This is a genomic window from Candidatus Megaera venefica (assembly GCF_034554655.1).
Taxonomy (GTDB): domain Bacteria; phylum Pseudomonadota; class Alphaproteobacteria; order Rickettsiales; family Rickettsiaceae; genus Megaera_A; species Megaera_A venefica.
In genome coordinates, this window is sequence record NZ_JARJFB010000145.1 from 1 (window position 1) to 4,209 (window position 4,209).

Consider the following 4,209-nt stretch of genomic DNA (forward strand, 5'->3'; position numbering starts at 1 on the left):
ACCTTCATTTGACTCGAACCCATCCATCTCAACCAACATTTGGTTAAGCGTCTGCTCACGCTCATCATTACCACCACCAAGACCATTTACCTAGATTTCGTAGTACCAAGCAAATAATACATAAACTTAAAACAATGCAGAAAATTGACAATAGCCTGCATGGTTGCCTTTTAAAGCAAATTAAAGGCAAGTTGTTGGTATTAAGAGAACAGCAAGAAATACAACTAACTCAAATTAAACTGGATCATCCCAATACATATTGGGACAATAGATTTATCATCGAATGTAGCAAATCAGAGTATAGTGTTGGCAAATTAACGTTACTAGAATATATACAAAAAAGAGATCGGTTTGATCTTAGTGAGTTGTCGCTGATTGTGGATAATAGCCATAAACTTATTTTATTTACCATACCAGTAATTAAAAGCCTTGAAAAAATCGTAGCAATTCCCCATATATCTTACTATGATGAGACTGAACTTGAAGGAGCGTTGAAGGTTATTTTTAGGCCCCACTTTATTTCACGATTTACCCATTTCTTATAGGAAAAATTTAATGAACAATCAGAACAAACAAATTTTTATTTGGATATTTATTTTCATTTTAATGATCATGACCTTTAATGCTTTGCAAGGGGATGGTGTCTCTGGTAGAGCAGAGTCATTAGCGTTTTCTGATTTTCTAAATAAAGTAGATGAGCGTCAGGTAAATTCTGTAAAAATACAGGGAAGGAGCTTAGAAGGGGTGCTTGCTGATGGTACAGCTTTTTCAACTTATGCAGCTGATTATCCTGGGTTAATAGATAAATTAAGTATCAATGGGGTACATATTGACGTGACGCCACCAGATACAAAAATGAATTCTTTATTTAGTATATTTGTCTCTTGGTTTCCTATGCTCCTCCTAATAGGAGTGTGGGTATTTTTTATGCGCCAGATGCAAGGTGGAAGTAAAGGTATGGGCTTTGGAAAATCTAAAGCAAAACTGATTTCGGATAAAGGCCCAAAGATTACCTTTGCTGATGTTGCGGGTATTGATGAAGCCAAAGAGGAATTATCTGAGATAGTTGATTTCTTAAGAAATCCAAGCAAATTCCAAAAACTAGGTGGGAAAATTCCGAAAGGTTGTTTGCTAATTGGGCCTCCTGGAACTGGTAAAACACTTCTTGCTAAGGCGATTGCAGGTGAGGCTAACGTACCATTCTTTAGTATTTCGGGTTCTGATTTTGTTGAAATGTTTGTTGGTGTTGGTGCAAGCCGTGTACGAGACATGTTTGAGCAGGGAAAAAGAAATGCCCCATGCATAATATTTATCGATGAAATTGATGCTGTTGGTCGTCATAGAGGTATTGGTCTTGGTGGTGGTAATGATGAGCGTGAGCAGACGCTTAACCAAATGTTGGTTGAGATGGATGGGTTCGAGTCAAATGAAGGTGTGGTAATTATTGCTGCAACTAATAGGCCGGATGTTTTAGATCCAGCTTTGCTCCGTCCGGGCAGGTTTGACCGACAAATTACCGTATCTAATCCGGATTTAAATGGTCGTGAACAGATTTTGAAAGTTCATATGAAAAAAATTAAGCACTCAGATAAAGTCGATCCTAGAGTTATTGCTAGAGGTACCCCTGGCTTTTCAGGAGCTGAGCTGCAAAATTTAGTAAATGAGTCAGCTTTAATTGCTGCAAGACGGGGTAAAAAAACAGTTGATATGCACGACATGGAAGAAGCAAAAGACAAAGTAATGATGGGGGTTGAAAGGCGCTCTCTTATTATGTCTGATGCAGAGAAAAAACTAACGGCATACCATGAGGGGGGGCACGCCCTTGTAGGATTGCATTGTCCAGCATCTGATCCGATACACAAAGCTACAATTATTCCTCGTGGTAGAGCTCTTGGGATGGTGATGAGATTACCAGAAAGTGATCGCCTTTCAATGGCATTAGAGAAAATGAAAGCTGATATAGCTGTTGCTATGGCTGGAAGGGTTGCTGAGGAGATTATTTTTGGTAGAGAAAAAGTAACATCTGGAGCATCGTCTGATATTAAGATGGCGACTAGAATGGCTCAAGCGATGGTCACAGAATGGGGGCTTAGTGAAGAAGTTGGTCCAGTATTTCATGGCAGAAGTAATGAAGATATGTATGCGTCAGGAGGATCAGGAGATAAAACTAGATCCGAGAAAACGTCTGAAGCAATAGATAAAGAAATTAAAAGAATAGTGGATGAGGGGTATAATTTTGCTAAGCATATCCTTACAACTCATATAGGTCAGCTACACACTTTGGCAAATGCTTTGATTGAGAAAGAAACACTTAGTGGTAAACAAATAAAGAATTTATTACTAGGACTTCCGCTTGATAGTGAAAATGATCCAGAGTTTCCGGCTATAGCTGGTAGTAAGAAGGGAGGTGGTAGCAAAGAAGAGGCGGCTATTACTCCTAAAAAAGCACTTCTGAAAGAGCCTAAGGCTAAAGCAAAGAAAGAGTAGGGGGAATATAGAAGGGATTACGAGAAAGCAACTTATCAGGGTAATCTTCTTGCACCTAGTGACACAAGGCATCTTTGTAAATACTTGAGCCACCTCCTTGGGCTTGATCAGGTACTAGGGCAGTCGCACATAGTCATACCTGGTTTGACTCGGTATCTCGGGAGGCCCCAAGAAGATCCTGAAACAAGTTCAGGATGACGTATTGAATGAGTTGTGATCCTGGACCAAAGGCAAGCGAAACCCAATAAATTCAGGATGACGATTTAGAGTCCGGCCTGAAGATTTAGTTATGTGTATTCAGAACGATCATTAGAATTTTCTGTTGCGTTTCTATATTAATCAAATTATTAAAATATATGAGTGTAAGAACTAGATTTGCTCCTTCACCTACTGGATATTTACATATTGGTGGTGCACGAACAGCTTTGTTTAACTATTTATTTGCCCATCATCAGGGTGGAAAATTCCTACTTAGAATTGAAGATACTGATTCTTTAAGGTCAACCGAGGAAGCTAAACAGGCGATCCTAACTTCTCTTGAGTGGCTTAATATTAAGCATGATGAAGAAGTCATATATCAATCAGAAAGGGCTAATAGACATAGAGAAGTTGCTCATAAACTAGTTGAAATGGGCAAAGCTTATTATTGTTTTTCATCTCAAAATGAAATTGCAGAAATGCGGGAAAAAGCTTTATCAGATAAAGAGCATTTTATTTTTCATTCTCCATGGCGCGATAAGTCTTCTGATCAATACCCAATTGATATTAAACCGGTAATTAGAATAAAGGCTCCGCGAGACGGGCAAACAACTGTAAATGATTTGTTGCAAGGTAAGGTGGTTGTACAAAATTCTCACCTTGATGATATGGTTCTTCTTCGAGGGGACGGAACACCAACCTATATGCTTGCAGTAGTGGTTGATGACCATGATATGGATATTACTCATATAATCAGAGGAGATGACCATCTAAATAATGCTTCAAGGCAGCAACTAATATATGAAGCAATGGGTTGGAATATACCTAAAATGGTGCACATCCCTCTTATTCACGGGTCAGATGGTGCTAAATTATCCAAGCGTCATGGTGCTCTTGGTGTTGAAAACTATAAAGAAATGGGATATTTGCCTTTTGCGCTAAATAACTACTTGCTAAGACTTGGTTGGTCACATGGTGATAACGAAATAATATCAAGAGAGCAGGCGATTAAATGGTTCGGAATAGATGGTATGGGTAAGTCACCAGCACGTCTTGATTTTGCTAAAATGAAGCACATGAATGCTTATTATCTGAGGTCTATGAATGATGAAGATCTTGCTAAACTTATTTTTGAAAATTTAGATCAGAACTTGAGTGCAGAATCTAAAAATAATATTAAACTAGGTCTAGAGGCAATGAAACCAAGAGCAGAGTTGGTCACAGACCTAGTAGATTTAGCGAATATATTCATAGTTGATAGTGCGATTAAATATACAGACGAAGCAAAATTTTTAATAGATGAATGTGATTCTGGTATTATTGATAAAGTAATGGACAAAATTGATAATATTGCAAAATTTAATAAGGATAATATACAGGTTGTTTTAACAGAAGTAGCAGTAGAGAATCAAATGAAGCTTGGTTAATTTAGCACCATCTGACCCGTGAATAAGAGGGATGTGCACCATTTTAGGTATATTCCAACCCATTGCTTCATATATTAGTTGCTGCCTTGAAGCATTA

The 4,209-nt window shown here is 38.1% G+C and carries 2 protein-coding genes and 1 pseudogene; all 3 read left to right on the forward strand.

Translation table 11 applies throughout. The features are described 5' to 3' along the window. Positions 1-134: 134 nt before the first annotated feature. Complete coding sequence (locus Megvenef_RS07700; RefSeq protein ID WP_322777376.1) at positions 135-545, forward strand: hypothetical protein; 411 nt, start codon at positions 135-137, stop codon at positions 543-545. Positions 546-555: 10 nt separating this feature from the next. After that, entirely contained in the window at positions 556-2,487 is a 1,932-nt protein-coding gene (gene ftsH, locus Megvenef_RS07705) for an ATP-dependent zinc metalloprotease FtsH (protein WP_322777377.1), read from the forward strand. 356 nt (positions 2,488-2,843) lie between these two features. Beyond that, a pseudogene (gltX, locus tag Megvenef_RS07710) lies at positions 2,844-4,106 on the forward strand (glutamate--tRNA ligase); the annotation flags it as partial. Positions 4,107-4,209 lie beyond the last annotated feature (103 nt).